General features: G+C 71.1%; 20 protein-coding genes. 6 read left to right on the top strand and 14 right to left on the bottom strand.

Features of this window, described 5'->3' with window-relative positions; genetic code table 11:
* Window positions 1-4 precede the first annotated feature (4 nt).
* On the top strand, window positions 5-763 hold the full coding sequence (locus H4W81_RS45120) for a TetR/AcrR family transcriptional regulator (protein ID WP_192780404.1): 759 nt from the start codon (window positions 5-7) through the stop codon (window positions 761-763).
* 94 nt (window positions 764-857) lie between these two features.
* Here the strand turns inward: H4W81_RS45120 and H4W81_RS45115 are convergent, their stop codons facing one another.
* The 7 genes from H4W81_RS45115 to H4W81_RS45085 form a co-directional block, all read right to left on the bottom strand.
* Window positions 858-1,445, bottom strand: a complete 588-nt coding sequence (locus H4W81_RS45115) for a GTP-binding protein (RefSeq protein WP_192780403.1) — start codon at window positions 1,443-1,445, stop codon at window positions 858-860.
* Window positions 1,426-1,788: a DUF742 domain-containing protein gene (locus tag H4W81_RS45110; protein WP_425574694.1), complete on the bottom strand. Its 363-nt coding sequence runs from the start codon at window positions 1,786-1,788 to the stop codon at window positions 1,426-1,428. Before H4W81_RS45110 ends, H4W81_RS45115 begins: the two co-directional genes overlap by 20 nt.
* Before the next feature lie 7 nt (window positions 1,789-1,795).
* The gene (locus H4W81_RS45105; RefSeq protein WP_183648813.1) at window positions 1,796-2,218 is read right to left on the bottom strand and encodes a roadblock/LC7 domain-containing protein; all 423 of its coding nucleotides are present in this window, start codon (window positions 2,216-2,218) and stop codon (window positions 1,796-1,798) included.
* Window positions 2,219-2,282: 64 nt separating this feature from the next.
* A complete protein-coding gene (locus tag H4W81_RS45100; protein WP_318782468.1) occupies window positions 2,283-5,321 on the bottom strand; it encodes a sensor histidine kinase in 3,039 nt (1,012 codons plus the stop codon).
* Window positions 5,322-5,558: 237 nt separating this feature from the next.
* Window positions 5,559-7,790: a [protein-PII] uridylyltransferase gene (locus tag H4W81_RS45095; protein WP_225959091.1), complete on the bottom strand. Its 2,232-nt coding sequence runs from the start codon at window positions 7,788-7,790 to the stop codon at window positions 5,559-5,561.
* 226 nt (window positions 7,791-8,016) lie between these two features.
* Window positions 8,017-8,355 carry a P-II family nitrogen regulator gene (locus H4W81_RS45090; RefSeq protein ID WP_183648817.1) on the bottom strand — a complete coding sequence of 113 codons (339 nt, stop codon included), beginning with the start codon at window positions 8,353-8,355 and terminating at the stop codon, window positions 8,017-8,019.
* A complete protein-coding gene (locus H4W81_RS45085) occupies window positions 8,352-9,695 on the bottom strand; it encodes an ammonium transporter (protein ID WP_192780400.1) in 1,344 nt (447 codons plus the stop codon). Before H4W81_RS45085 ends, H4W81_RS45090 begins: the two co-directional genes overlap by 4 nt.
* Before the next feature lie 241 nt (window positions 9,696-9,936).
* Between H4W81_RS45085 and H4W81_RS45080 the strand changes: the two genes are divergently transcribed.
* Together H4W81_RS45080 and H4W81_RS45075 are read left to right on the top strand one after the other, a co-directional pair.
* Window positions 9,937-10,875: an ABC transporter substrate-binding protein gene (locus H4W81_RS45080; protein WP_192780399.1), complete on the top strand. Its 939-nt coding sequence runs from the start codon at window positions 9,937-9,939 to the stop codon at window positions 10,873-10,875.
* A gap of 75 nt (window positions 10,876-10,950) precedes the next feature.
* Complete coding sequence (locus H4W81_RS45075; RefSeq protein ID WP_192780398.1) at window positions 10,951-11,595, top strand: class I SAM-dependent methyltransferase; 645 nt, start codon at window positions 10,951-10,953, stop codon at window positions 11,593-11,595.
* A gap of 33 nt (window positions 11,596-11,628) precedes the next feature.
* On the opposite strand, the gene H4W81_RS45070 is transcribed toward H4W81_RS45075, so the two are convergent.
* From H4W81_RS45070 to H4W81_RS45050, 5 genes are all read right to left on the bottom strand, one after another.
* Window positions 11,629-12,564, bottom strand: a complete 936-nt coding sequence (locus tag H4W81_RS45070; protein ID WP_192780397.1) for a sigma-70 family RNA polymerase sigma factor — start codon at window positions 12,562-12,564, stop codon at window positions 11,629-11,631.
* Between the two features lie 182 nt (window positions 12,565-12,746).
* The gene (gene hutI, locus H4W81_RS45065) at window positions 12,747-13,919 is read right to left on the bottom strand and encodes an imidazolonepropionase (protein WP_192780396.1); all 1,173 of its coding nucleotides are present in this window, start codon (window positions 13,917-13,919) and stop codon (window positions 12,747-12,749) included.
* On the bottom strand, window positions 13,916-15,241 hold the full coding sequence (locus tag H4W81_RS45060; protein WP_192780395.1) for a formimidoylglutamate deiminase: 1,326 nt from the start codon (window positions 15,239-15,241) through the stop codon (window positions 13,916-13,918). The genes hutI and H4W81_RS45060 overlap by 4 nt, the downstream gene beginning before the upstream one ends.
* On the bottom strand, window positions 15,238-16,401 hold the full coding sequence (locus tag H4W81_RS45055) for an allantoate amidohydrolase (RefSeq protein ID WP_192780394.1): 1,164 nt from the start codon (window positions 16,399-16,401) through the stop codon (window positions 15,238-15,240). Before H4W81_RS45055 ends, H4W81_RS45060 begins: the two co-directional genes overlap by 4 nt.
* A 45-nt stretch (window positions 16,402-16,446) precedes the next feature.
* A complete protein-coding gene (locus H4W81_RS45050; RefSeq protein WP_192780393.1) occupies window positions 16,447-17,124 on the bottom strand; it encodes an SDR family oxidoreductase in 678 nt (225 codons plus the stop codon).
* Window positions 17,125-17,178: 54 nt separating this feature from the next.
* Here H4W81_RS45050 and H4W81_RS45045 point away from each other — a divergent pair, with 54 nt between their 5' ends.
* The 3 genes from H4W81_RS45045 to H4W81_RS45035 are packed head-to-tail and all read left to right on the top strand — an operon-like array spanning window position 17,179 to window position 19,408.
* Entirely contained in the window at window positions 17,179-17,709 is a 531-nt protein-coding gene (locus H4W81_RS45045; RefSeq protein WP_192780392.1) for a PadR family transcriptional regulator, read from the top strand.
* The gene (locus H4W81_RS45040; RefSeq protein ID WP_225959090.1) at window positions 17,709-18,662 is read left to right on the top strand and encodes an ATP-binding cassette domain-containing protein; all 954 of its coding nucleotides are present in this window, start codon (window positions 17,709-17,711) and stop codon (window positions 18,660-18,662) included. The genes H4W81_RS45045 and H4W81_RS45040 overlap by 1 nt, the downstream gene beginning before the upstream one ends.
* Window positions 18,659-19,408 carry an ABC transporter permease gene (locus H4W81_RS45035; protein WP_192780391.1) on the top strand — a complete coding sequence of 250 codons (750 nt, stop codon included), beginning with the start codon at window positions 18,659-18,661 and terminating at the stop codon, window positions 19,406-19,408. Before H4W81_RS45040 ends, H4W81_RS45035 begins: the two co-directional genes overlap by 4 nt.
* Here H4W81_RS45035 and H4W81_RS45030 read toward each other — a convergent pair.
* Window positions 19,388-20,203, bottom strand: coding sequence for a MurR/RpiR family transcriptional regulator (locus tag H4W81_RS45030; RefSeq protein WP_192780390.1), 816 nt, complete (start codon window positions 20,201-20,203; stop codon window positions 19,388-19,390). The genes H4W81_RS45035 and H4W81_RS45030 overlap by 21 nt on opposite strands.
* A gap of 69 nt (window positions 20,204-20,272) precedes the next feature.
* Complete coding sequence (gene hutU / locus H4W81_RS45025; protein WP_192780389.1) at window positions 20,273-21,922, bottom strand: urocanate hydratase; 1,650 nt, start codon at window positions 21,920-21,922, stop codon at window positions 20,273-20,275.
* Window positions 21,923-22,015: the final 93 nt, after the last annotated feature.

The following is a 22,015-nucleotide window of genomic DNA, read 5'->3' as shown; positions in this document are numbered from 1 at the left end:
AAGTGTGACCGTCGAGTACACCGGCAAGGGTGACCCCGCGCGCAGCCTCGCGCTGCTGTGGCGCACCAGCGAGCGGCCCAGCCGCAAGGGCAAGCCGGAGCTGAGCGTCGACCGCATCGTCCGCGCCGCGATCGAGGTCGCCGACGCCGAGGGTCTCGGCGCCCTGTCCATGCGCAGGGTCGCCGAGAGGCTCGGCGTCGGCACCATGTCGCTCTACACCTACGTGCCGGGCAAGCCCGAGCTCCTCGACGTCATGCTCGACACCGTCTACGGCGAGACCGCCAGGCCCGACGACGTCCCCGGCGGCTGGCGCGGGCGCCTGGAGCAGATCGCCCGCGAGAACTGGGCCCTGTACCTGCGCCACCCCTGGCTGCTCCAGGTGGCCACCAGCCGTCCGGTGCTCGGGCCCCGCACCACCGCCAAGTACGAGTACGAGCTGCGCGCCATCGACGGCATCGGCCTGACCGACGTCGAGATGGACTCGGTCATCACGCTGGTCACCGGCTTCGTCCACGGCGCGGCCAGGGGTGCGGTCGAGGCGCTCGAGGCGGAGAAGCACACGGGGATGACCGACGAGCAGTGGTGGGCCGCCCACGCGCCCTTCCTGCACCGCATCTCGGACGCCTCGCGCTTCCCCGTCGCGTCGCGCGTCGGCGAGGCCGCCGCCGAGGTGTACGGCTCGGCGCACAGCCCCGAGCACACCTTCGAGTTCGGCCTGCAGCGCCTCCTCGACGGCATCTCGCTGCTGATCGAGACCCGCTGACCCACCCCCAGCCGGTCCCCGTCCTGAACCGCCGTGGTCGCCGGACGCGAAGAAGGGGGGGACCCGAAGGTCCTCCCCCTTCTTGCGAGGCGGGTCAGGCAGGGGTGCCGTAGGAGGCCCTCACCCTGACCACGTGCTCGACGAGCGAGATCAGCGTCGCCTTGACCGACTCCCTGTTGCGGGCGTCGGTCCTGACGATCGGGATGTGCGGCGCCAGGGCGAGCGCCTCACGCACCTCGTTCTCCGCATGCGGGAACTGCCCGTCCCACCCGTTGATGCCCACCACGAAGGGCAGCTTGGCCTCTTCGAAGTAGTCGATCGCGGGGAAGGAGTCGGCCAGCCGCCGGGTGTCGAGCAGCACGACGGCGCCGATCGCGCCGCGCACCAGGTCGTCCCACATGAACCAGAACCGGTGCTGACCGGGGGTGCCGAACAGGTACAGGATCAGGTCCCTGTCCAGCGACAACCGGCCGAAGTCCATGGCCACGGTCGTCGTCTGCTTGTTCGGGGTCAGGCCGAGGTCGTCGATGCCCGCGGAGGCGTCGGTCATGACCGCTTCCGTGGTCAACGGGAGGATCTCGGACACCGCACCCACGAACGTCGTCTTGCCGACGCCGAACCCGCCCGCGACGACGATCTTCGTCGAGGTGAGCCCGCCGCCGCTAGAGCCTGCGAAGTCCACTGAGCACCCTTTCGAGCATGTTCATGTCTGGCTGTCCCTGGTTGAGACGCGGCTGGTGCAGGCGAACGAGTCCTTCGTCGGCCATGTCGGCCACGACGACCCTGGCCACGCCGAGCGGGACCCGCAGCAGCGCGGAGATCTCGGCGACCGACCGGAACGACCTGCACAGCGTCATGATGGCCTCTTGCTCGGGCGTGAGCAGGGCCATCTCGTCATCCGGGATCGACATCGAGGAGATCAGCGTCTCCATCGCCAAGTGGTAGCGGGGTTCCGACCGGCCGCCGGTGACTGCGTACGGACGGAACAGGGGCTCCTCGTCCCCCGTCCCGTCACTCCCGTACACCATCACATCACCGGGTCCTGGCAGCCTGGAGTTCCGCGCGAAGTGCCGGGGTCAGCGCCTGTCCGGCACGGTCCACCAGCAGAGTCATCTGGTAGGCCACCAGACCCATATCGCAGTCGGGCGAGGCCAGCACGGTCAGCACGGACCCGTCGCTGATGGCCATCACCAGGAGCAGACCGCGCTGCATCTCCACGACCGTCTGGGTCACGGGCCCGCCCTCGAAGACGCGCGAGGCGCCCACGGTGAGGCTCAGCAGACCCGCGGAGACGGCCGCCAACTGGTCGGCCCGGTCCGGCGGGAAGCCCTCGGAGCTGGCCAGGCACAGACCGTCGGCTGACACGACGACCGCGTGGGCCACCCCTGGGGTGTTCCTGACGAAGTCAGTGATCAGCCAGTCGAACCTGTGGGCCTCATGGCTCAAGGTCGTCACACTTCCTCCTTCGTCGGAAGCGTGACGAACGTGCTGTGGCTATCTGTTCGCTCGCGACGCTCGCTCACGCCTTGTCCTCCTTATCCAGCCCGTTAGGGGCGGACTCATCATTCAGTTCCGCACGCCCCCTGCGGACGCCCTGCTGGAAGCTGGACATCCGGTTTCTGATCCGGTCCGCCGAGACCGGCGGCATCGGGCTCATCTGCTGGGGCGCCTGGCCCGCCGTGCCGGGGACCAGGTTCGCCTTGGGGGTGCGCTTGGGGAGCCCGGCGGCGGTGATCCCGCCGAGGCTGGGGTCACTGGCCGCGGCCGCCGCCTGCCACCCCGCGTCGGCGGGGGTCCGCCACAGGTCACTCTCAGAGGGTACGGCCTGCGCGGGCGCCTGCGCCTCGGGCATGTGGTACTTCGGCTCCCTGCGGGCCTGAGGCGAGGCGGCGGGGGGTTCGACGCTCTCGTCGGGCCTGCGGAACCAGGCCGACTCCACCGCGGCGAAGATCGGCAGGAACTCCTCCTGCTCCTGCTCCATCGGCGAGCTGTCCACCACGGGCATCGAGCTCGTGCTGGTCTCCCACGAGGGGAACCGCTCGACCGACGGGTAGGACGGCGCCGACATCGGCGGCGGCGTCGGGAAGGCGCCGGTGTCGCCCGCGCGGGGCGGCGGCGTCGGGAAGGCGCCCGTGTCGCCACCGCGGGACGGCGGACCGAAGACCCCCTCGCCCCTGGCCGGCGTCCCGAAGGCGCCGGTGCCGTCGGGACGGGCCGGCGCGCCGAAGGCGCCCGTGGTGTCGGCCCTGGGCCGCGTCCCGAACGCTCCGGTGTCGCCCGCGCGGGGGCCGCGGCGCGGCAGTCCGTTGTCGGAGCTGGGGAAGGACGGGTGCGGTCCGGGCTGCTCCAGGCTCGGGAACGAGGGGTGCGAGCCACCGGGGTGCGGCGCCGTCTGGTCCAGGTTGGGCATCGCGCTGAGGTCGATGCTCGGGAACGACGGGTGCGGTCCGCCCTGCTGGGGCGGCTGGCGGAAGAAGCCGCTGTCGCCGCCGGTGTCGGCGGTGAAGGCGCCGAGACCCTGCCGCGGCTGCTGGTTGCCCCATCCGCTGGAGTCGAAGGAGTCGAACGCGGCGAACGCGCCGTTCTGCGCCGGAGCGCCGAAGGCAGGGGCGGGGCTGCCGCTGCCGCCGAAGGCGGGCCGCTGCGGGGGCGGCGGCTGGTTCGCGTCGGGCAGCAGCGGCGGCGGGAGGAGCACCATGGCGATGAGGCCGCTGCCCTCGCCATTGCGCAGCTGCACGCGGATGCCGTGGCGCAGGGCCAGGCGGCCGACCACGAACAGGCCCATGCGCCGCGACACCGACACGTCCACGACGGGCGGCTCGGCCAGGCGCCTGTTGGCCTCGGCGAGCTCCTCGTCGGTCATGCTGATGCCCTGGTCGCTCACCGACAGCAGCGCGCCGCCGCCCTCGATGATGCTGCTGGAGACGATGACGTTGCTGTTCTTCGGCGAGAACTGGATGGCGTTCTCGACCAGCTCCGCGACCAGGTGGACCAGGTCGTTGGCGGCGCTGCCGATCACCGCGGTGGCGCGGTGCACCTTGACCTGCACGCGGTCGTAGTCCTCGACCTCCGACAGGGCGGCGCGCACGACGTCGACGAGCTTGGCGGGCTGGCTGCGCCTGCGAGTGGGCTCGTGGCCGGCGAGGACCAGGAGGTTCTCCGAGTTGCGGCGCATGCGGGTGGCCAGGTGGTCGAGGCTGAACAGGTCGGCGAGACGGCTGCCGTCCTGCTCGCCCTTCTCCAGGCCGTCGATCAGCGAGATCTGCCGCTCGACCAGTGTCTGGGTGCGGCGGGAGAGGTTGACGAACATCGCGCTGATGTTGCTGCGCAGCTCCGATTCCTCGGCCGCGAGCCGTACGGCCTGGCGGTGGACCTCGTCGAAGGCCTGCGCCACTTCACCGATCTCGTCCTTGCCCTCGACGTCGATGGGCTCGATCTCGGGCACGGTGGCGTTGCCCGAGACGCGCAGGTTGCGCACCACGTCGGGCAGCCGGAATCCGGCGATCTCCAGGGCCTCGCTGCGCAGACGGCGCAGCGGGGAGACCATCGAGCGGGCGATGAGCACGGTGAAGGTCAGCACCAGCAGGAGCAGGCCGACGATGGCGGCGCCCACGAGCAGCGCGGTGCGCAGTTCGGCGCTCTGGAGGTCCTGCGCGCGCGTGGTCACGGCCTGCGCCAGCCCGGTCTTCCCCGGCTCGGTGTTCGACTCCGCCTTCTCCAGGACCGCGATCGCCTTGGCGTTGTCCTCGAACCACTCGTTGGGGTCGGCCAGCAGGTTCCTGGCCTGGAAGGCGGGTCCGTCGTTGGTCAGGCGGATGGCGCGGGCCTTGGACAGCTCGGCCCTGATCACGTCGCTGTTGTTCTTCAGCCCGATCATGAGCTGGGTGCTCCTGACCGTGCCCGCGTCCGCGGCGAAGCTGTTGAGCAGCTGCCACTGCTGGGCGCCCGCGGCGATGAAGTCGGTGACCCGCTGCGCGTCCACCTTCGAGGTGCCGTAGTACGACTCCAGCAGCATGATCCGCTGCCTGGAGATCTCCTCCTTGGCCTTCACCAGCACCGTCAGGGCGCGGAAGTCACCGAGGATCTGCGGGTCGTTGTTGAGGAGGCTCAGCTCCTCGTGCACGCGCACGAGCTGCTCGACCAGGTAGCGGTAGGCGGTCGAGTCGGGCCTCACGCGCTGCTGCGCCCTGATCCCCGACAGCGACTTGAGCTGGGCGGCGGCCAGCTTGGCGGCCTGCTCGACACGCGGGCCGTAGCCGGCGTCCATCGCGGCCAGTTCGGCCGAGACGACCTTCACCTGCTTGTCGACGGCGTCCTTGCTGTCCTCGTAAGGCTTCTTGAGCTGCCTGCGCTGCTTCGTGGCGTAGAACCAGCCGCCGGTGTCACGCTCCATTCCGAGCGACTGGATGAGATCGCGCAGATGGGTCGCCTGCTCGGCGACGACCACCGTGCGCTCGTACTCCCCGATGCTGCCGACCGCCTCCACCACACGGGCGCCGCCGAGAACGACGCCGGCGATGGTCGGCACAAGGATCAACGCGGTGAGACGAGATCTCACGCGCCAGTTACGCAGCCCCATTCGTGGCAGCGACCGCTTTCCGCGGTCCCGCCTGGCGGCACGTCCGCCTTCGGTATTCCCCGTCGTCACAGCCGTCGTTACCCCTCAAGCATCCCATTTCGCAACAGGAATCAGAAAAGACCCATAATTCGACCCACAACGTATCCGCAGTAACTCGCGTACCAGGCAAAACGGACACAATCGTTACAAATGTGACCGCAGACCGTGTGCCGTTGGTTATCGCAGTGCCGCGAGTACGTGATCGCGGACTTGAGTCCGCTGCGCGTCGTCGCTGAGGGGGCGTCCGGCGCGGTCCACCACGTAGAAGACGTCAACCGCCTCCGCGCCGAGAGTCTCTACGCGAGCGGCTTTCACGTCAAGCCCACATTCACCAAATGATCTACCAATCCGCCACAGAAGACCCGGACGATCATGCGCCCGGACCTCCACGACGGTGGCCGTCGCGGACTCCTCTTCGAGGAGCGTGACCCTGGGCGGGGCGACGGGCACCCGCGCGGGTCGCACAGATCGGGTACGGCGGGCCAGCCGCTGTTCGATGTCGAGCCGTCCGGCCAGGACGAGCCGCAGGTCGGCCTCGAGAGTGGCGGGGTCGGGAGGCGTGCCGTACTCGGGCACGACGGAGAATTCGATCACGGCGGTGGCGCTCGCCGAAGCGACCGAGGCCGACCTGACAAGCATGCGGTGCGCGGCCAGTACACCGGCCGCGCGCCAGAGCAGTCCCGGGCGGTCCGGAGCGACGACTGTGACGTTCGTCCCATTCACCCGGACGGCCCCTCCGCCGTGCCGCGCGAGGGCCGCCTGGGCGGGCGAGAGACTGGGCGGCGGGGGCAGCGGGGAGCCCGCCAGCGCCCTGCGCACCCTGCGCACGAGATCGGCGACGAGGGAGGCCTTCCACGTGTTCCACGCGGCGGGCCCGGTGGCGTGGCCGTCGGCGACGGCCAGCGCGGCGAGCAGCTCCAGCACCTCGCGCGAGCCGACCGCCCCGGCGACCTTCTCGATCGTCACCGGGTCGTCCAGGTCGCGCCTGGTCGCGGTCTCGGGCAGCAGCAGATGGTGGCGGACCACCGTGGCCAGCACCTCGACGTCGTTCGGCGGCAGGCCGAGGCGGGCGCCGATGTCGCGCACGACCACCTCGCCCGTCGCCGAGTGGTCGCCGGGCCAGCCCTTGCCCACGTCGTGCAGCAGCGCGCCGATCAGCAGCAGGTCGGGACGGGAGACCTCGCGCGTGTAGGAGGCGGCGTTGGCCGCGGCCTCGATGAGGTGTCTGTCGACGGTGAAGCGGTGGATGGGGTTGCGCTGCGGGCGGTGCCGTACGCGCTCCCAGTCGGGCAGCAGCCTGACCAGGATGCCCGCCTGGTCTAGCTCCTCCCACACGGGAACGGCGGCGCGCCCCGCGCCCAGCAGCGCCACCAGCGCGTCGCGGGCCTCGTCGGGCCACGGGACCGGCATCGGCGGCGACTGGGCGGCCAGCATCGACACGGTGGCGGGGGCCAGCGGCAGCCCCGCCTCGGCGGCCGCGGCGGCGGCGCGCAGCACGAGCACGGGGTCGGTGCGGGGGTCGACACCGCGGGCGAGGACGACCTCGCCGGCGTGCTCGACCACGCCGTCGGCCAGCGGCCGGCGCCCACGCGGCACCGGGCCCGACAGCAGCCGGTCCACGGTGCGCCAGGTGCCGTCGAAGGCGTGGGAGATCGTCCGGCCCGCCTCGGCGAGCCTGCGCATCAGCGCCTCGGCGTCGAGCAGGCCGAGCGTGCCCGCCACCGCGTCCTGCTCCTGCAGGACCAGCCGGTCGGCGCCGCGGGCGGTGACGACGTGCAGCGCGTGGCGCACGTCCAGGATGAGCTCGTGGGCCTCGCGGACGCGCGGTCCGGGGGCGGAGGCCACCCAGGCGGCGGCCACCGCCTGCATGGCCTGGACGTCGCGGAGCCCGCCACGCCCGTCCTTGAGATCGGGCTCGAGCAGGAAGGCCAGCTCGCCCGTGGTCTCGGCGCGCTTGTCCGCCGCGTCGCGCAGCTCGGCGAGCCTGCGACGGGAGTCGGCGCGCCATTCGGCGAGCACCGCCTCGCGCGCCTTCCTGGTCAGCTCGGGATCGCCCGCGACGTGCCTGGCCTGGATGAGGCTCAGCACGGCCTTGAGGTCCTCGCGGGCCACCTTCACGGCCTCGTCCACCGTGCGGACGGAGTGGTCGAGGCCGACGCCCGAATCCCAGATCGGGTACCAGACCCGGTCGGCGATCCTGGCGATGTCGTCCCCGCCCTCGTGCAGCAGGACCAGGTCGAGGTCGCTGCCCGGAGCCAGCTCTCCCCTGCCGAGGGAGCCGACGGCGACGAGGGCCACGCCCTCGCCACCGGGGCTCGCCGTACGAAGGAGATCCTTCAGCCATCGGTCGGTGTCCGCGACCCGCTCCTTGCGGGCCGCGGCGAACGAACGGGCATCCGCTCTCACCATGCCCCCTGGCCGAGCGCCGCTCGGACGCCTCCCTGCGATGGATGTCCTCGCTGTGCTGCGGATCCATCACAGGGCCTCCTGACGAGCTCCTCACCGCACCGCGAATCCATCACCAGTGCCCATGGCCGAGCTCCGCCCCGACGCCTCGAATCCAGCGCTGTGCCCATGGCCGAGCTCCGCTCGGACGCCTCCCTCTGATGGACGTCCTCGCTGCGCTGCGGATCCATCAGAGGGCCTCTGGACCGCGCTCCCCGGTGCGGACCCGGATCACTGTGTCCACGGGGACCGACCACACCTTGCCGTCGCCGATCTTCCCGGTCTGGGCGGCCTTGACGATCACGTCGATGACTTCCTCGGCGTCGTCCTCCTCGGCCAGGACCTCGAGGCGCACCTTGGGCACCAGGTCGACCTGGTACTCGGCGCCGCGGTACACCTCGGTGTGCCCGCGCTGGCGGCCGTAGCCGCTGGCCTCGCTGACCGTCATGCCCTTGATACCGAACTGCTCCAGCGCGGCCTTCACGTCATCGAGCTTGAAGGGCTTGATGACCGCGGTGATGAGCCTCATGCGTCCACCTTCTTCGGGGATGTGGCGAGCGGCGACTTCGCGGACACGCCGGAGGCGTGCACGCTACCCAGGTCGTAACCGGTCTCGGCGTGCGTGGTGATGTCGATCCCGGCCACCTCCTTGTCGGGGTCGAGCCTGAAGCCCATAGTCTTGTCGATCACCTTGGCGATGACCCACGAGATCACGAACGAGTAGCCGCCGACGGCGACGGGACCGAGCACCTGCAGGCCGAGCTGGCTGATCGGGCCGCCGTAGAACAGTCCCTCGTTCTGCTGCTCGAGGAAGGGGTAGGCGGCGAAGAAGCCCAGCGAGACGGCGCCGATGACACCGCCGACCAGGTGCACGCCGACCACGTCGAGCGAGTCGTCGAAGCCGCGGCGGTACTTCAGGCCCACCGCGTAGGCGCAGATCACACCGGCCAGCAGGCCGATGACGACGGCGGCCCACGGGTCGACGAAGCCGCAGGCGGGGGTGATCGCGACCAGACCGGCGACCGCGCCCGAGGCGACGCCCAGGGTCGTGGCGTGGCCGTCGCGCAGCTTCTCCACCACCATCCAGGCGCCCGCCGCGACGGCGGCGGCGATCTGGGTGTTCATGAAGGCCAGGCCCGCGGTCTGGTCGGGGGCGAGCTCGGAGCCGGCGTTGAAGCCGAACCAGCCGAACCACAGCAGGCCGGTGCCGAGCAGGACCAGGGTCAGGTTGTGCGGGCGCATCGGCTCCTTGCGCCAGCCCTGGCGCTTGCCGAGCACCAGCGCCAGCGCCAGCGCCGCGGCTCCGGCGTTGATGTGGACCACCGTGCCGCCGGCGAAGTCCTCGATGCCGAGCTGGCCGAGCCAGCCGCCACCCCAGACCCAGTGCGCGACGGGGAAGTACACAACGGTCGCCCACACCAGCGAGAACAGCACCCAGGCGCCGAACTTGGCGCGGTCGGCGATCGCGCCGCTGATCAGGGCGACGGTGATGATGGCGAAGGTCAGCTGGAAGGCGGAGAAGACCATCATCGGGAAGTTGTCGGCCGCGGCGGCCTCGGCGGTGACCTGGCCCCCCTCGACGATCAATCCCCCGTAGACCGCGTTGAACACGCCGCTCAGGCCCAGGTTGTCCAGGCCGCCGACGATGAAGTTGAGAGTGCCGTTACTCGAGGGGTCGAACGCCAGCGAGTATCCGTAGAGAACCCATGCGACCGTCACGACGACGATGCTGACGAACGACATCATCATCATGTTCAGGACGCTCTTGGCCCTCGTCATACCCCCGTAGAAGAGCGCGAGGCCCGGAGTCATCAGCAGCACCAGGGCGGTGCATACCAGCATCCAGGCGGTAGTGCCGCTATCGATCATCGATGCGACCCTCCTTCAGATTGGCTGTGGCCGGTATTTCCGTGTCGCAGTGGACGCCTCCAGGGCACCGTCGACCGGGCTGCGCACTGACGTGTTGCCACAGCGTGGACTTCCGCCGTTTCATGACTTGACCGCGCATGTTTCACGTGCGTGAAACTCGTCACTCGGGTGTTTCGCGGTTGTTTCGGACAAGCCAGTACTACACTTAGGTTTGCCTAACCTTAGTGATCAAGGAACTCAGATGACCTTCCCCCTGGCCAGAGCCACGGCCGCCGTCCTGCTGTCCGCCCTCGCCCTCACCGCCTGCGGCGCCTCCACCCCCGGGGAGAACGCGACCGGCCCGACGAGGCTGATCAAGCACGCGATGGGCGAGACGAAGGTGCCTGAAACCCCCAAGAAGGTCGTCGTGCTCGACACCGACAAGCTCGACACGATGGTGTCGCTCGGGCTGGCCCCCGCCGGCGCCGCCCAGGCGGCCGAGAACCAGAAGTGGCCCGCCTACCTCGGTTCGACGCTGTCGGCGACGAAATCGGTCGGCACCCTGCAGCAGCCGAACCTCGAGGCGATCTCGGCGCTGAAGCCCGATCTCATCCTCGGCAGCAAGTTCCGCCAGGCGCCCTTCTACGACAAGCTCAGCAAGATCGCGCCGACGGTGTTCACCGAGAAGGTGGGCGTCACGTGGAAGGAGAACTTCCTCCTCGACGCCGACGCGCTGGGCAAGAAGGCCCAGGCCGAGCAGCTGCTGGCGGCCTACGAGAGCCGCGCCGAGCAGGTCGGCGCCCGGTTCGCCAAGCTCGAGGTGAGCATCGTCCGGTTCATGCCGACCGAGATCAGGATGTACGGCCCCGAGTCCTTCAGCGGCATCGTGCTCGGCGACGCCGGCATCGCCAGGCCCGAGGTCCAACGGCTGGCCGGTCAGGAGGACAAGCGGTTCGGCAAGCTCAGCCAGGAGAACATCGCCCAGGCCGACGGCGACGCCCTGTTCTACAGCGCGTACGGCGACGCCGCCGCGCAGAGCCAGGCCGAGGTGACCGGCGGGCCGCTGTGGAAGAACCTGGGCGCGGTCAAGAAGGGCACCGCGCACAACGTCGACGACGAGGTGTGGATGCTCGGCATCGGCGTCACGGCCGCCGGCAAGATCCTCGACGACCTGGCCAAGTACCTCACGCCCCTGGCCTGATATGCATCGCCCGCATGGCAGGGCTGTCCGGCTCGCAGTTGTGCGTATGGCGGGCCGCGACCGATCCTGAGTCCCATGAACTGGAACTTCGTGCGGGGCCACCTGCCGCCCGCGCCCGCGCGGGTGATCGAGATCGGCTGCGGACCGCTCGGAGGGTTCGTCCCCGACCTGCTCTCCGCCGGGTACGACGCGGCCGGTGTCGACCCCGACGCGCCCGAAGGCAGGCCGTACCACCGGATGGAGTTCGAGGCGTACGAGCCGGACGCGCCCGCGGACGCGGTCGTGGCGTGCACGTCGCTGCACCACGTGCGCGACCTGGACGAGGTGTTCGGCAAGGTCGCGGGCGCGCTGAAGCCGGACGGCGGGTTCGTGGTGGTCGAGTGGGCCAGGGAGCTGTTCGACGAGGACACGGCCCGCTGGTGCTTCTCACGGCTGCCGGACGACGGGGACGACACCTGGCTGCACCGGCACAGGGACGGCTGGACGGCCTCTGGAGAGCCCTGGGCGGCCTACGTCGGCGACTGGGCCGCCCGTGAGGGCCTGCACACGGGGGCGGAGCTGGAGGCGGCGCTGGGCCGCTGGTTCGAGCCGCTGCGGTTCGAGCGCGGCCCCTACTTCTTCACCGAGGAGGACGGCGGCGCGGCCGAGCGGGCCGCGATCGCCGCGGGGCTCATCAGGGCGACCGGCATCCGTTACGCGGGCCGCCCTCTTCGCCGCTGAGACCTGGTGCTGAGACCTGGTGCTGAGACCTGGTCAGGCCGCCGTGGTCGCCATCTTCCTCAGGCGGGCCAGCGCGTCGCGCTCGATGCGGCGGGCGCGGTCGCGGCCGATGCCGTAACGCTCGCCGACCTCGGTGAGCGTGTGCTCGCGCCCGTCGATCAGCCCGTAGCGCCAGCGGAGCATCTCGCTCGTGACCCCCTCGAGCCCGGTCAGCCAGTCGTCGAGGCGCTCGCGCTCGAGGATCTCGATCGCCTGCTGCTCGGGGTCGGCCCAGGTCTCGTCGGCGATCATGTCGCCCAGCTCGGTCTCGTCCTCGTCGCCGACGCCAAGCTGCAGCGACACGGGGTCGGCGGCCCAGCGGCGCAGCTCGCGCACCCGCTCGATCGGCAGGTCGAGCACCTTGGCGAGGTCGTCGTCGGTGGGCTCGACGTCGAACTCGGCCAGCATGTCGCGACGTACCCGCATCAGCCTGGTCATCTGCTCACCCGCGTGCGTGGGCAGGCGCACCGGCCTGGCCTGCTCGTGGATGGCGCGGCCGACCGACTGGCGGATCCACCAGGTGGCGTAGGTCGAGAACTTGTAACCCCGCCGGTAGTCGAACTTCTCCACCGCGCGCACCAGGCCCAGGTTCCCCTCCTGGACCAGGTCGATCAGCGGCATCCCCCTGCCTGAGTACTTCCTGGCCACGGCGACGACCAGGCGCAGGTTGGCCTGGATGAACTCGTCCTTGGCCCGCTGCCCGGAAATGGCCAGGCGTTCGAGCTCCTCGTCCGCCGCGTCCCCGATGCGCGGCTCCGAGCCCCCTCTGTCGAGCAACTGCTCCGCGAACAGCCCCGCCTCGATCCGCTTGGCGAGCTCCACTTCCTCTTCCGCAGTGAGCAGCGGGACCCTGCCTATCTCCGCCAGATAGGTCCCGAGCAGGTCACGATCAGTGACCTCCGCCGTGCGATTCCCCGTAGGCCTTGCCATCCCCAGGCACCTCGTTCCCGCAGCTGCGTTCTATATCCGGCCAACGTCCGGCCCGAGGCAAAGATTCCCCAAAGAACTACGACCAGAGGACGGTTCTGGGCCTCCTCCTCAGGGAGGAGACCCGGCCCGTCCCGCGCTCGCCGCACCGGCGCTCTCGCCCGGCTCCGCCCAGCCCAAGGGCCTTACGCGCCTCCGACCAAGGGATGACGCGGGGCCGGCTCCTCGCCGCCGCGCCACACCCGATGGACCAGCGGCACGCCCGGCCGGTAGGCCAGGTGCACGAACGAGGGCGCGTCCAGCAGCACGACGTCTGCCCGCGCGCCCGGGACCAGTCTGCCGATGTCGTCGCGGCGCAGCGCCCGCGCCCCGCCGGCGGTCGCGGCCCTGATCGCCTCCGCCGGGGTCATCCGCATCTCCCGCACGGCCAGCGCGACGCAGAACGGCATCGACGAGGTGAAGGAGGAGCCGGGGTTGCAGTCGGTGGCGATCGCCACGGTGACGCCCGCGTCGATCAGCCTGCGCGCGTCGGGATAGGGCGAGCGGGTGGAGAACTCCGCGCCGGGCAGCAGCGTGGCCACCGTGCGGGAGGCGGCCAGGGCGTCCACGTCCGCGTCGGACAGGTGCGTGCAGTGGTCGGCGGAGGCCGCGTCGAGCTCGACCGCGATGCGCACCCCCGGCCCCTCGGTGAGCTGGTTGGCGTGCACGCGCGGCAGCAGCCCCGCCTTGATGCCGGCCTGCAGGATCTCGCGTGTCTGGTCCCCGTCGAACGCTCCGCGCTCGCAGAAGACGTCCACCCACTTGGCGTACGGCGCGCAGGCCCGCAGCATCTCCCCCGTCACGGTCCTGACGTAGGAGTCGGGGTCGGTGCTGGCGGGCACCACGTGGGCGCCCAGGTAGGTCGTCTCGTCGGTCAGCGAGGTGGCGATCTCCAGCGAGCGCCGCTCGTCCTCGATCGTCAGCCCGTAGCCGCTCTTGATCTCGACGGTGGTGGTGCCCTGCGCCGCCATCTCGGCCACCAGCGCGGCGGCCCGCGTGGCCAGCTCGGCGTCGCCCGCCGCCCTGGTCGCGGCGACCGTGGTGCGGATGCCGCCCGCGGTGTAGCTCTGTCCCGACATCCGCGCGTTGAACTCTGAGGTACGGTCACCGGCGAAGACCAGGTGGGCGTGGCTGTCGACGAAGCCGGGGATGACGCCACGCCCGTCCGCGTCCACCCGCTCGTCGGCGTCGGGCGCCTGGCCGGAGGGGCCCACCCAGGCGATCGTGTCGCCCTCCATGACGAGCGCGGCGTCGTGGTGCTCGGTGTCCCCGTCGAACAGCGACCCGATCCCGTCGATCAGGATGCTCCGCCCGCTCATCTGATGGCTCCCATCGCCTCGTTCAGCATCTGCCCGGCCTCTCCCAGCTCGTGGCGGCCCCGCTCGACGATCCTGCGGCCCCCCGAGATCACACTGTGCACGTCGGCGGCCGTCGCGGCGAACACGACGGACTCCACGGCCGTCTCCCGTGTCGCGCCTGCCGTACGGACCGAGTCGAGGCGGACCGACACCAGGTCGGCCCACGCCCCTGGGACCAGCAGGCCCGCGTCGGGGAAGCCGAGCGAGGCGTGGCCCGCGCCGGTGGCGGCGCACAGCAGCTCGTGCGCGCGCCAGTGCCCGCGCTTCTCGCTGGCCAGGCGCTCGTTCAGCTCGACCGCTCGCGCCTCCTCGAACAGGTCGATCACCGCGTGGCTGTCGGAGCCGAGCGTGATCGGCGAGCCCCTGTCGAACAGCGGGCGGGCGGGGCCGATGCCGTCGGCCAGGTCGCGCTCGGTCGTGGGGCACATGCACACGTGGGTGCGCGAATGGCCGAGCAGCTCGATGTCCACGTCGGTGAGGTGGGTGGCGTGCACGGCGGTCGAGCGGGGGCCGAGGGCGCCGTGCTCGTGCAGCAACTGCACGGGGGTGGCGGCGTAGCGCTCGACGCAGGCGGCGTTCTCCGCGCGCTGCTCGGAGACGTGCGCGTGCAGCGGGACGGCATGGCGGTGGGAGAAATCGGCGACCACGCCCATCTGCTCGGGCGGCACCGCGCGCACGGAGTGGATGGCAGCGCCGGTCTCCACGTCCTCCTGGCCCTTGTAGGCGGCGGCGAGCTGCTCCGCCCTGGCCGCCCACCGTAGGGCGGTCCCGTCGCCGAAGCGCTCCTGCGCGCCGACGAGCGCGGTGCCCATGCCGCCGGTCAGGTAGCAGGTGTCGAGCAGCGCGATGCGCAGGCCCGCCTCGCGCGCGGCCTGGATCAGCGCGTGCCCCATCTCGTTCGGGTCGTCGTACGGCACGCCGCCCGGCCCGTGATGCAGGTAGTGGAACTCGCCCACGCAGGTGACGCCCGCCATCGCCATCTCGGCGTAGACCGCCCTGGCCAGGCGGAGATAGGTGTCGGGATCCAGGACGGCCGCCACGTCGTACATCTGGTCGCGCCAGGTCCAGAAGTCGCCCTTGCCCGCCTGTGTCGTGCCGCGCAGGGCCCGGTGGAAGGCGTGGGAGTGGGCGTTGGCGAGGCCGGGGATCGTCAGGCCCTCCAGGACGACGCCCTGCCGCTCGCCCCGCTCGACGGCGGCGATCCGCCGTCCCTCCACGTGGATGACGACGCCGTCGGCGACGCCGTCGGGCAGCAGGGCGCGCTCGCACCAGTAGACGGTCATCGGGTCAGCTCCTCCAGCACGGCGGCGAGGGCTTCCACCCCGCGCGCGCAGTCGTCGGGCTCGGCGTGCTCCTTCGGCGAGTGGGAGACGCCCGTGGGGTTGCGCACGAACAGCATCGCGGAGGGGACACCGGCGGAGGCGAGGATGCCCGCGTCGTGTCCGGCGCCGGTCGGCAGCACGGGCGCGGGCCTGCCGCCGCCCACGACGGCGGCCAGCCGGTCGCGCAGCGGCACGTCGAAGTCGACGACGGGGGTCCACGACTCCTCACTGACCTGCTGCCCCCGCGACAGCTCGGCCACCAGCGCCCGCACGTCCTTCTCGGTGGCCCCGCGCGCGTCCAGCCAGGCCGAGACCAGCCCGGGCACCGCGTTGGCGTTGTTCGGCGACACGCGGACCTTGCCGAACGTCGCCACGACTCCGTGACGGCCGGCCGCCTCCCTGGCCTCCAGCACGGCGCGGGCGTAGGCGAGCATCGGGTCGTCCCTGTCCTCCAGGCGCGTGGTGCCCGCGTGGTTGGCCTCGCCGTGGAAGTCGAAGCGCCACCGGCCGTGCGGCCAGATGGCGCTGGCCACGCCGACGGGCGCGCCCAGGTCGACGAGGCCGCGCCCCTGCTCGACGTGCAGCTCGACGAAGACGCCGACGCGCGCGAGGGTCTCGTCGTCCCTGCCCAGCGCCGAGGGCTTCCTTCCTGCCCTGCGCAGCACGTCGGCGAGCGTGTCGCCCGCGTCGTCGGTGAGCCCCCTCGCCCTGTCCGGGTCGAGCACCCCCGTCAGCAGCCGCGAGCCCATGCACGGCACGCCGAACCTGGCGCCCTCCTCGTCGGTGAAGCAGGCGACGCCGATGGGCCTGGCGGGGCGGAACCCGCGCGCCCTGAGCAGGTCGAGGGCGGCGAAGGCGGACACGACGCCCAGGGGGCCGTCGAAGGCGCCGCCCTGCCGTACGGAGTCGAGGTGGCTGCCGGTGACCACGCCTGGCTCGCGCCCCGGGTCACCCCACCACGCCCACAGGTTGCCGTTGCGGTCGTCGTGCAGGTCGAGGCCGCGCCTGACGGCCTCCTGCCCGAACCACTCGCGAAGCTCCAGGTCCGCGGGAGACCAGGCGTCTCTCACGTAGCCGTTGGTCGCGGGGTCTCGTCCGATGCGCGCGAGTTCGTCCAGCATGCCCCTCACTCTAGTGAATGAGTCCATTCACCAGCATGCCGAGGTCTAGGAGACGGGTCCCTCGCTCGGGCGGAGGGTGAGCTCGGTCAGGTGGGCGTCGGGGCCCGCCGTCACGGCGGCCAGCACGGCCCGCGCCACGGTCTCGGGCTCCAGGTACTTCGACGGCTCGAACTCCCCGCCCTCCTGCGCCCGGACGCCGCGCTGCATGTCGGTGGCGACGCGCCCGGGGTAGACGCTGGTCACCCTGAGCGAGGGCTCCTCCAGGCGCAGCCCGTCGGCGAAGGCGCGCAGGGCGAACTTGCTGGCCGCATAGGAGACCCAGCCCGGGTTGGCCCGCTGGCCGGCGCCGGAGTTGATGAGCACCACGTGCCCGCCCGCCGCGCGCAGGGCGGGAAGCAGCAGGCGGGTCAGCTCGGCCACCGCGACCACGTTGATCTCCATGGTCCGCCGCCACACCTCGGCGGGCGTGTCGGCGATGGCGCCCAGGGTGACCACTCCCGCGCTGTGCACGAGCACGTCCAGGGATTCGAGGCCGGCCACGTCGGCCGCCGTGACCTCCGACAGCTCCACCGGCCACGCCGTGGCGTCGGGAAGGTCGGCGGCCACCTTGTCGAGCACGGCCCGGTCGCGCCCGCCGAGGATCAGCCGATGGGTGGGAGCCAGCGCTCGCGCGATCGCCTCGCCGACGCCTCTGGACGCTCCTGTGATCAGTGCCGTCTTCATGCGACCACCCTAGGACGATTGACAGACATTCAAATTTGAATACAAACTTGAGTGGTGTCAACAACGCGGGTTCTGATCCTCGGCACTCTGCTCGACGAGCCGCTCAACGGCTACCAGGTACGGCGTCGCCTCGAAACCATGGGCGCGGACAACTGGGCCAACGTCGCCTTCGGCTCGATCTACCACGGCCTCGGCAAGATGGCCGAGGAAGGGCTGCTCGACGTCGTCGAGAGCAGCAAGGGCGGCAAGACCGTCTACGCCATCAACGACACCGGGCGCTTCGAGTTCCATCGCCTGCTCATGTCGCTGTGGTACGAGATCGGGCCGATCGTCGATCCCTTCCAGGTGGCCATGACGTTCATGGACAGGATGGACCGGGCCCATCTGATCGGCGCCCTCCGGTTCAGGTCCGAGGAGCTCAAACGGTCGATCGCCATGCTCGACCGGGCGCTCGGCGCCAAGCAGGCCTTCGGCGCGCCCCGCCACATCGACGAGAACCTGCGCCTCAGCAGCGGCATGCTCGCCGCCCAGCTCGCCTGGGTGGAGGAGGCCGCCAAGAAGGTCGAAGAAGGAGACCTCCCCTGATGATCATCAGTGCTCAAGGGTTAAAGAAGAGCTTCACCACCAAGAGCAGAAAGGGCACCCAGACCGTCGAGGCGGTCAAGGGCGTCGATCTCGAGGTGAAGAGCGGCGAGATCTACGGCGTCCTCGGCCCCAACGGGGCGGGCAAGACCACCACGATCCGCATGCTGGCCACCCTCATCGCCCCCGACGCCGGCACCGCCGTGATCGCCGGCCACGACCTGGTCAAGGAGCCGGCCCAGATCCGCCGCAAGCTCGGGTACGTGAGCCAGGCGGGCGGCGTGGAGGAGCAGAACACCCCTCGCGCCCAGGTCGTCTTCGCCGCCAAGATCTACGGCGTGCCCGACCCCGCGAAGGCGGCCGAGGAGATCCTCAAGAAGTTCGACCTGTCCGACATCGCCGACCGGCCCGGCCGTACGCTCTCGGGCGGGCAGAAGCGCCGCGTCGCCATCGCCCTCGGCCTGGTCCACACGCCCCCGCTGCTCTTCCTCGACGAGCCGACCACGGGGCTCGACCCGCAGAACCGCGCCAACCTCTGGGACCGCATCAAGGAGCTGCGCGAACAGGGCACGAGTGTCCTGCTCAGCACCCACTACCTGGAGGAGGCCGACGCGCTCTGCGACCGCCTGGCGATCGTCGACCACGGCGTGGTCGTCGCCGAGGGCACCCCCGCCGAGCTCAAGCGCTCGGTCTCGGGCGACGTGGTCACGCTCAGGCTCGACGGCCTGGAGCGGGCCGCCGAGGTCCTCGCGCCGCTCGTGGCACAGACCCGTGTCGACGAGGACGTGCTGCGGGTCTACGTCGACGACGGCGAGCACGCCCTGCCGTCGCTCCTGCGCACGCTGGAAGCCGACGGGCTCTCGCTGCGCTCGATCACCATGGAGCGGGCCACGCTCGACGACGTCTTCCTGGCCAAGACCGGCCGTTCCCTCCGCGACACCGGAGCCGCCGCATGATCCGCGACACCTCGCTGTTCTTCGGCCACGAGGTCAGGAACACCCTGCGCAACCCGGTCTGGCCGCTGTTCGGCATCATGCAGCCGGTGATGTACCTGCTGCTGTTCGCCCCGCTCTACGCGGGCATGGCCTTCGGCGGCGACTTCGGCAAGGCGCTGGTCTCCTTCGCGCCGGGCATGCTGGTGATCACCGCGCTGTTCGGCTCGATGGGCGTCGCCTACGGCACGATCTACGAGATCCGCAGCGGCGTGCTCGAGCGCATCGCGGTCAGTCCCGCCTGGCGCCCGGCGATCGTGCTCGGCAGGATGCTGCGCGACGTGGTCGCCCTCATGATCCAGTCGCTCGCGTTCATCCTCATCGCCATCGTCATGGGCCTGCGCGTCAGCCCGGCGGCGCTGGTGCTCATGCTGCTGCTCCTGGGCGTGACCGGTCTGTTCTCCTCCGGCGTGGCGTACGGCCTGGCGCTCAGCCTGCGCGACGAGAACGCGATGGGGCAGATCATGCAGTTCTTCGCGCTCCCCCTGATGCTGCTGTCGGGCGCGCTGCTCCCGATGGCACTCGGTCCCGACTGGCTGGAGCGGGTCGCCTGGTTCACGCCCTTCTACCACCCGGTCGAGGCGGGCAGGTCGCTGTTCGCCGGCGTCCTGACCGACTCTTCCATCCCGGTGGCCTTCGGCGTCATGCTCGCCCTGGCCGCGCTCACCGTGACCTGGTCGGTTCGCTCCCTACGCAGGCTCGCCGGTTAGGAACGTCCCCGTCTCCTCCGTCATCCGCTCGTACTCCTCCAGCCTGGCCTGCGTCCGCAGCGGCGCCGCGTCGGCCATCGCCTCCACCAGCGCCATGGCGAGGGCCAGCGGCGCCGCGTGCGAGTCGAACACCAGCCGCTCCCCCACCGGCGCGTCCAGCACGATGTCGGCGGGGAAGCCTGGCCGGTCGGTGATCACGGCCGTGCGGAGGCCGATCCTGCCCGCGTAGTCGAGCGCCTGCACGGCCTCGGCCGGATACCTCGGCAGCACCACCGCCACCAGCCACTCCGCGCCCGCCCTGCGCGCCGCGTGCAGGCCGTCGACCAGCTCGGAGCCGCCATGCACGAGCAGGCGGACGTCGGGGTGGATGCGCCTGGCGTAGTAGGCGAAGGTCGTGGCCAGGCCCGACGAGACCCGCAGCCCGAGGACGGGCAGCGGCTCGGTGGCCGCGAGCGACTCGCCGAGCTCCTTGAGCGGCAGCCCGGCCAGGCGCTCGCGGATGAGCGTGAGGTTGCGGATCTCGTCGTCGATGGCGCCCTTGAGCAGGCTGCCGCCCTCCGGCCGGCCGCCCAGCACGAGAGGGCGGAGCGCCTGCCTGAGCTCGGGATAGCCGCCGAAGCCGAGCACCATCGCGAACCTGGTCACCGACGGCTGGCTCACGCCCGCCCGCTCGGCCAGCTCCACGCTGGACAGGAAGATCGCCTCGTCCAGGTGATCGGACAGGTAGTGCGCGATGCGACGCTGCACGGGCGACAGCCTTCTCCCGTCGAGCAGGCTTTCAATTCCGTCCCTCACGTCACCTCCAACACCTCCGGACCGGCGCCCCTTCCCTCACCGGGCGACCGTCTCGCCTGCCGAGACCCGTCAGGACTCCCGCATCGGGATGCGGACCCCACGGGAGTCGGCCACCGCGGCCGCCTCGTCGTAGCCCGCGTCGACGTGCCGCATGACCCCGGTGCCCGGGTCGTTGGTGAGCACCCTGTTGAGCTTCTCGCCGGCCAGCGCGGTGCCGTCGGCCACGGTCACCTGCCCGGCGTGGATCGAGCGCCCGATGCCCACGCCGCCGCCGTGGTGGATGGACACCCACGCCGCGCCCGACGCCGTGTTCAGCATCGCGTTGAGCAGCGGCCAGTCCGCGATCGCGTCCGACCCGTCGGCCATCCCCTCGGTCTCCCTGTACGGCGAGGCCACCGAGCCGCAGTCGAGGTGGTCGCGCCCGATCACGACCGGCGCCTGGAGCTCGCCCGAGGCCACCATGTCGTTGAACCGCTCGCCCGCCAGGTGCCGCTCGCCGTAGCCGAGCCAGCAGATGCGCGCGGGCAGCCCCTGGAAGTGCACCTTCTCCCCCGCCATGCGGATCCACCTGGCCAGCGGCTCGTTGTCGGGGAAGAGCTCGAGGACGGCCCTGTCGGTCGCCGCGATGTCGGCCGGGTCGCCGGAGAGCGCGGCCCAGCGGAACGGCCCCTTGCCCTCGCAGAACAGCGGCCTGATGTAGGCGGGCACGAAGCCGGGGAAGTCGAAGGCCCGCGTGTAGCCGGCCAGCTGGGCCTCGCCGCGGATGGAGTTGCCGTAGTCGAAGACCTCGGCCCCTGCGTCCTTGAACCCGACCATCGCCTCGACGTGCCTGGCCATCGACTCGCGCGCCCTGGTGGTGAAGGCGGCGGGGTCCTTGTCGCGCTCGGTGGCCATGTCCTCGAAGGCCACCCCGAGCGGCAGGTACATCAGCGGGTCGTGCGCCGACGTCTGGTCGGTCACGATGTCGATCTCGGCGCCCCGCGCCAGCAGGTCCGGTACGGCCTCGGCCGCGTTGGCGACCACGCCGATGGACAGCGGCCTGCGCTGGTCGCGCGCCTCGTAGGCCAGGCGGAGCGCCTCGTCCAGGTCCTTGGCCTCGACGTCGAGGTACTTGTGCTCGATGCGGCGCTTGACGCTGCGCGGATCGCAGTCGACGCAGATCGCGACGCCGCCGTTCATGGTGACGGCCAGCGGCTGCGCGCCGCCCATGCCGCCGAGCCCGGCCGTCAGCGTGATGGTGCCGGCCAGGGAGCCGCCGAACTTCTTCTCCGCCACGGCCGCGAAGGTCTCGTAGGTGCCCTGCAGGATGCCCTGCGTGCCGATGTAGATCCAGGAGCCGGCCGTCATCTGGCCGTACATCGTCAGGCCCGCGGCCTCCAGCCGGCGGAACTCCTCCCAGTTCGCCCAGTCGGGGACGAGGTTGGAGTTGGCGATGAGGACGCGCGGGGCCCACTCGTGCGTGCGGAACACGCCCACGGGACGGCCGGACTGCACCAGCAGTGTCTCGTCGCCCTCCAGCGTGGTGAGCGTGCGGACGAGCGCGTCGAACGAGGGCCAGTCACGCGCGGCCTTGCCCGAACCGCCGTAGACGACCAGTTGCTCGGGGTGCTCGGCGACTTCCGGGTCCAGGTTGTTCTGGAGCATCCGGAGCGCGGCCTCCTGCGGCCAGCCCTTGGCGGTGAGCGTGGCGCCTCGCGGCGCGCGCACGGTGCGGCTCATGCCTGATCCCTCCTGAATGAACATATTCATCTATGTCACTCGAAGAGTACATCGAGCGCCCGCCCACCCAAAGGCACGGGGCACGGGTGGACC

Source organism: Nonomuraea africana, from assembly GCF_014873535.1.
GTDB classification, from domain to species: Bacteria; Actinomycetota; Actinomycetes; order Streptosporangiales; family Streptosporangiaceae; genus Nonomuraea; species Nonomuraea africana.
This window is presented reverse-complemented; position numbering and strand designations above follow the sequence as displayed.

What these genes read in the sequence shown, in the direction of transcription:
- H4W81_RS45095 (WP_225959091.1), bottom strand. Translation starts at nt 7,790, where the DNA reads ATGGTGAGAGCGGATGCCCGTTCGTTCGCCGCGGCCCGCAAGGAGCGG.
- H4W81_RS45090 (WP_183648817.1), bottom strand. Translation starts at nt 8,355, where the DNA reads ATGAGGCTCATCACCGCGGTCATCAAGCCCTTCAAGCTCGATGACGTG.
- H4W81_RS45085 (WP_192780400.1), bottom strand. Translation starts at nt 9,695, where the DNA reads ATGATCGATAGCGGCACTACCGCCTGGATGCTGGTATGCACCGCCCTG.
- H4W81_RS45080 (WP_192780399.1), top strand. Translation starts at nt 9,937, where the DNA reads ATGACCTTCCCCCTGGCCAGAGCCACGGCCGCCGTCCTGCTGTCCGCC.
- H4W81_RS45075 (WP_192780398.1), top strand. Translation starts at nt 10,951, where the DNA reads ATGAACTGGAACTTCGTGCGGGGCCACCTGCCGCCCGCGCCCGCGCGG.
- H4W81_RS45070 (WP_192780397.1), bottom strand. Translation starts at nt 12,564, where the DNA reads ATGGCAAGGCCTACGGGGAATCGCACGGCGGAGGTCACTGATCGTGAC.
- hutI (WP_192780396.1), bottom strand. Translation starts at nt 13,919, where the DNA reads ATGAGCGGGCGGAGCATCCTGATCGACGGGATCGGGTCGCTGTTCGAC.
- H4W81_RS45060 (WP_192780395.1), bottom strand. Translation starts at nt 15,241, where the DNA reads ATGACCGTCTACTGGTGCGAGCGCGCCCTGCTGCCCGACGGCGTCGCC.
- H4W81_RS45055 (WP_192780394.1), bottom strand. Translation starts at nt 16,401, where the DNA reads ATGCTGGACGAACTCGCGCGCATCGGACGAGACCCCGCGACCAACGGC.
- H4W81_RS45050 (WP_192780393.1), bottom strand. Translation starts at nt 17,124, where the DNA reads ATGAAGACGGCACTGATCACAGGAGCGTCCAGAGGCGTCGGCGAGGCG.
- H4W81_RS45040 (WP_225959090.1), top strand. Translation starts at nt 17,709, where the DNA reads ATGATCATCAGTGCTCAAGGGTTAAAGAAGAGCTTCACCACCAAGAGC.
- H4W81_RS45035 (WP_192780391.1), top strand. Translation starts at nt 18,659, where the DNA reads ATGATCCGCGACACCTCGCTGTTCTTCGGCCACGAGGTCAGGAACACC.
- hutU (WP_192780389.1), bottom strand. Translation starts at nt 21,922, where the DNA reads ATGAGCCGCACCGTGCGCGCGCCGCGAGGCGCCACGCTCACCGCCAAG.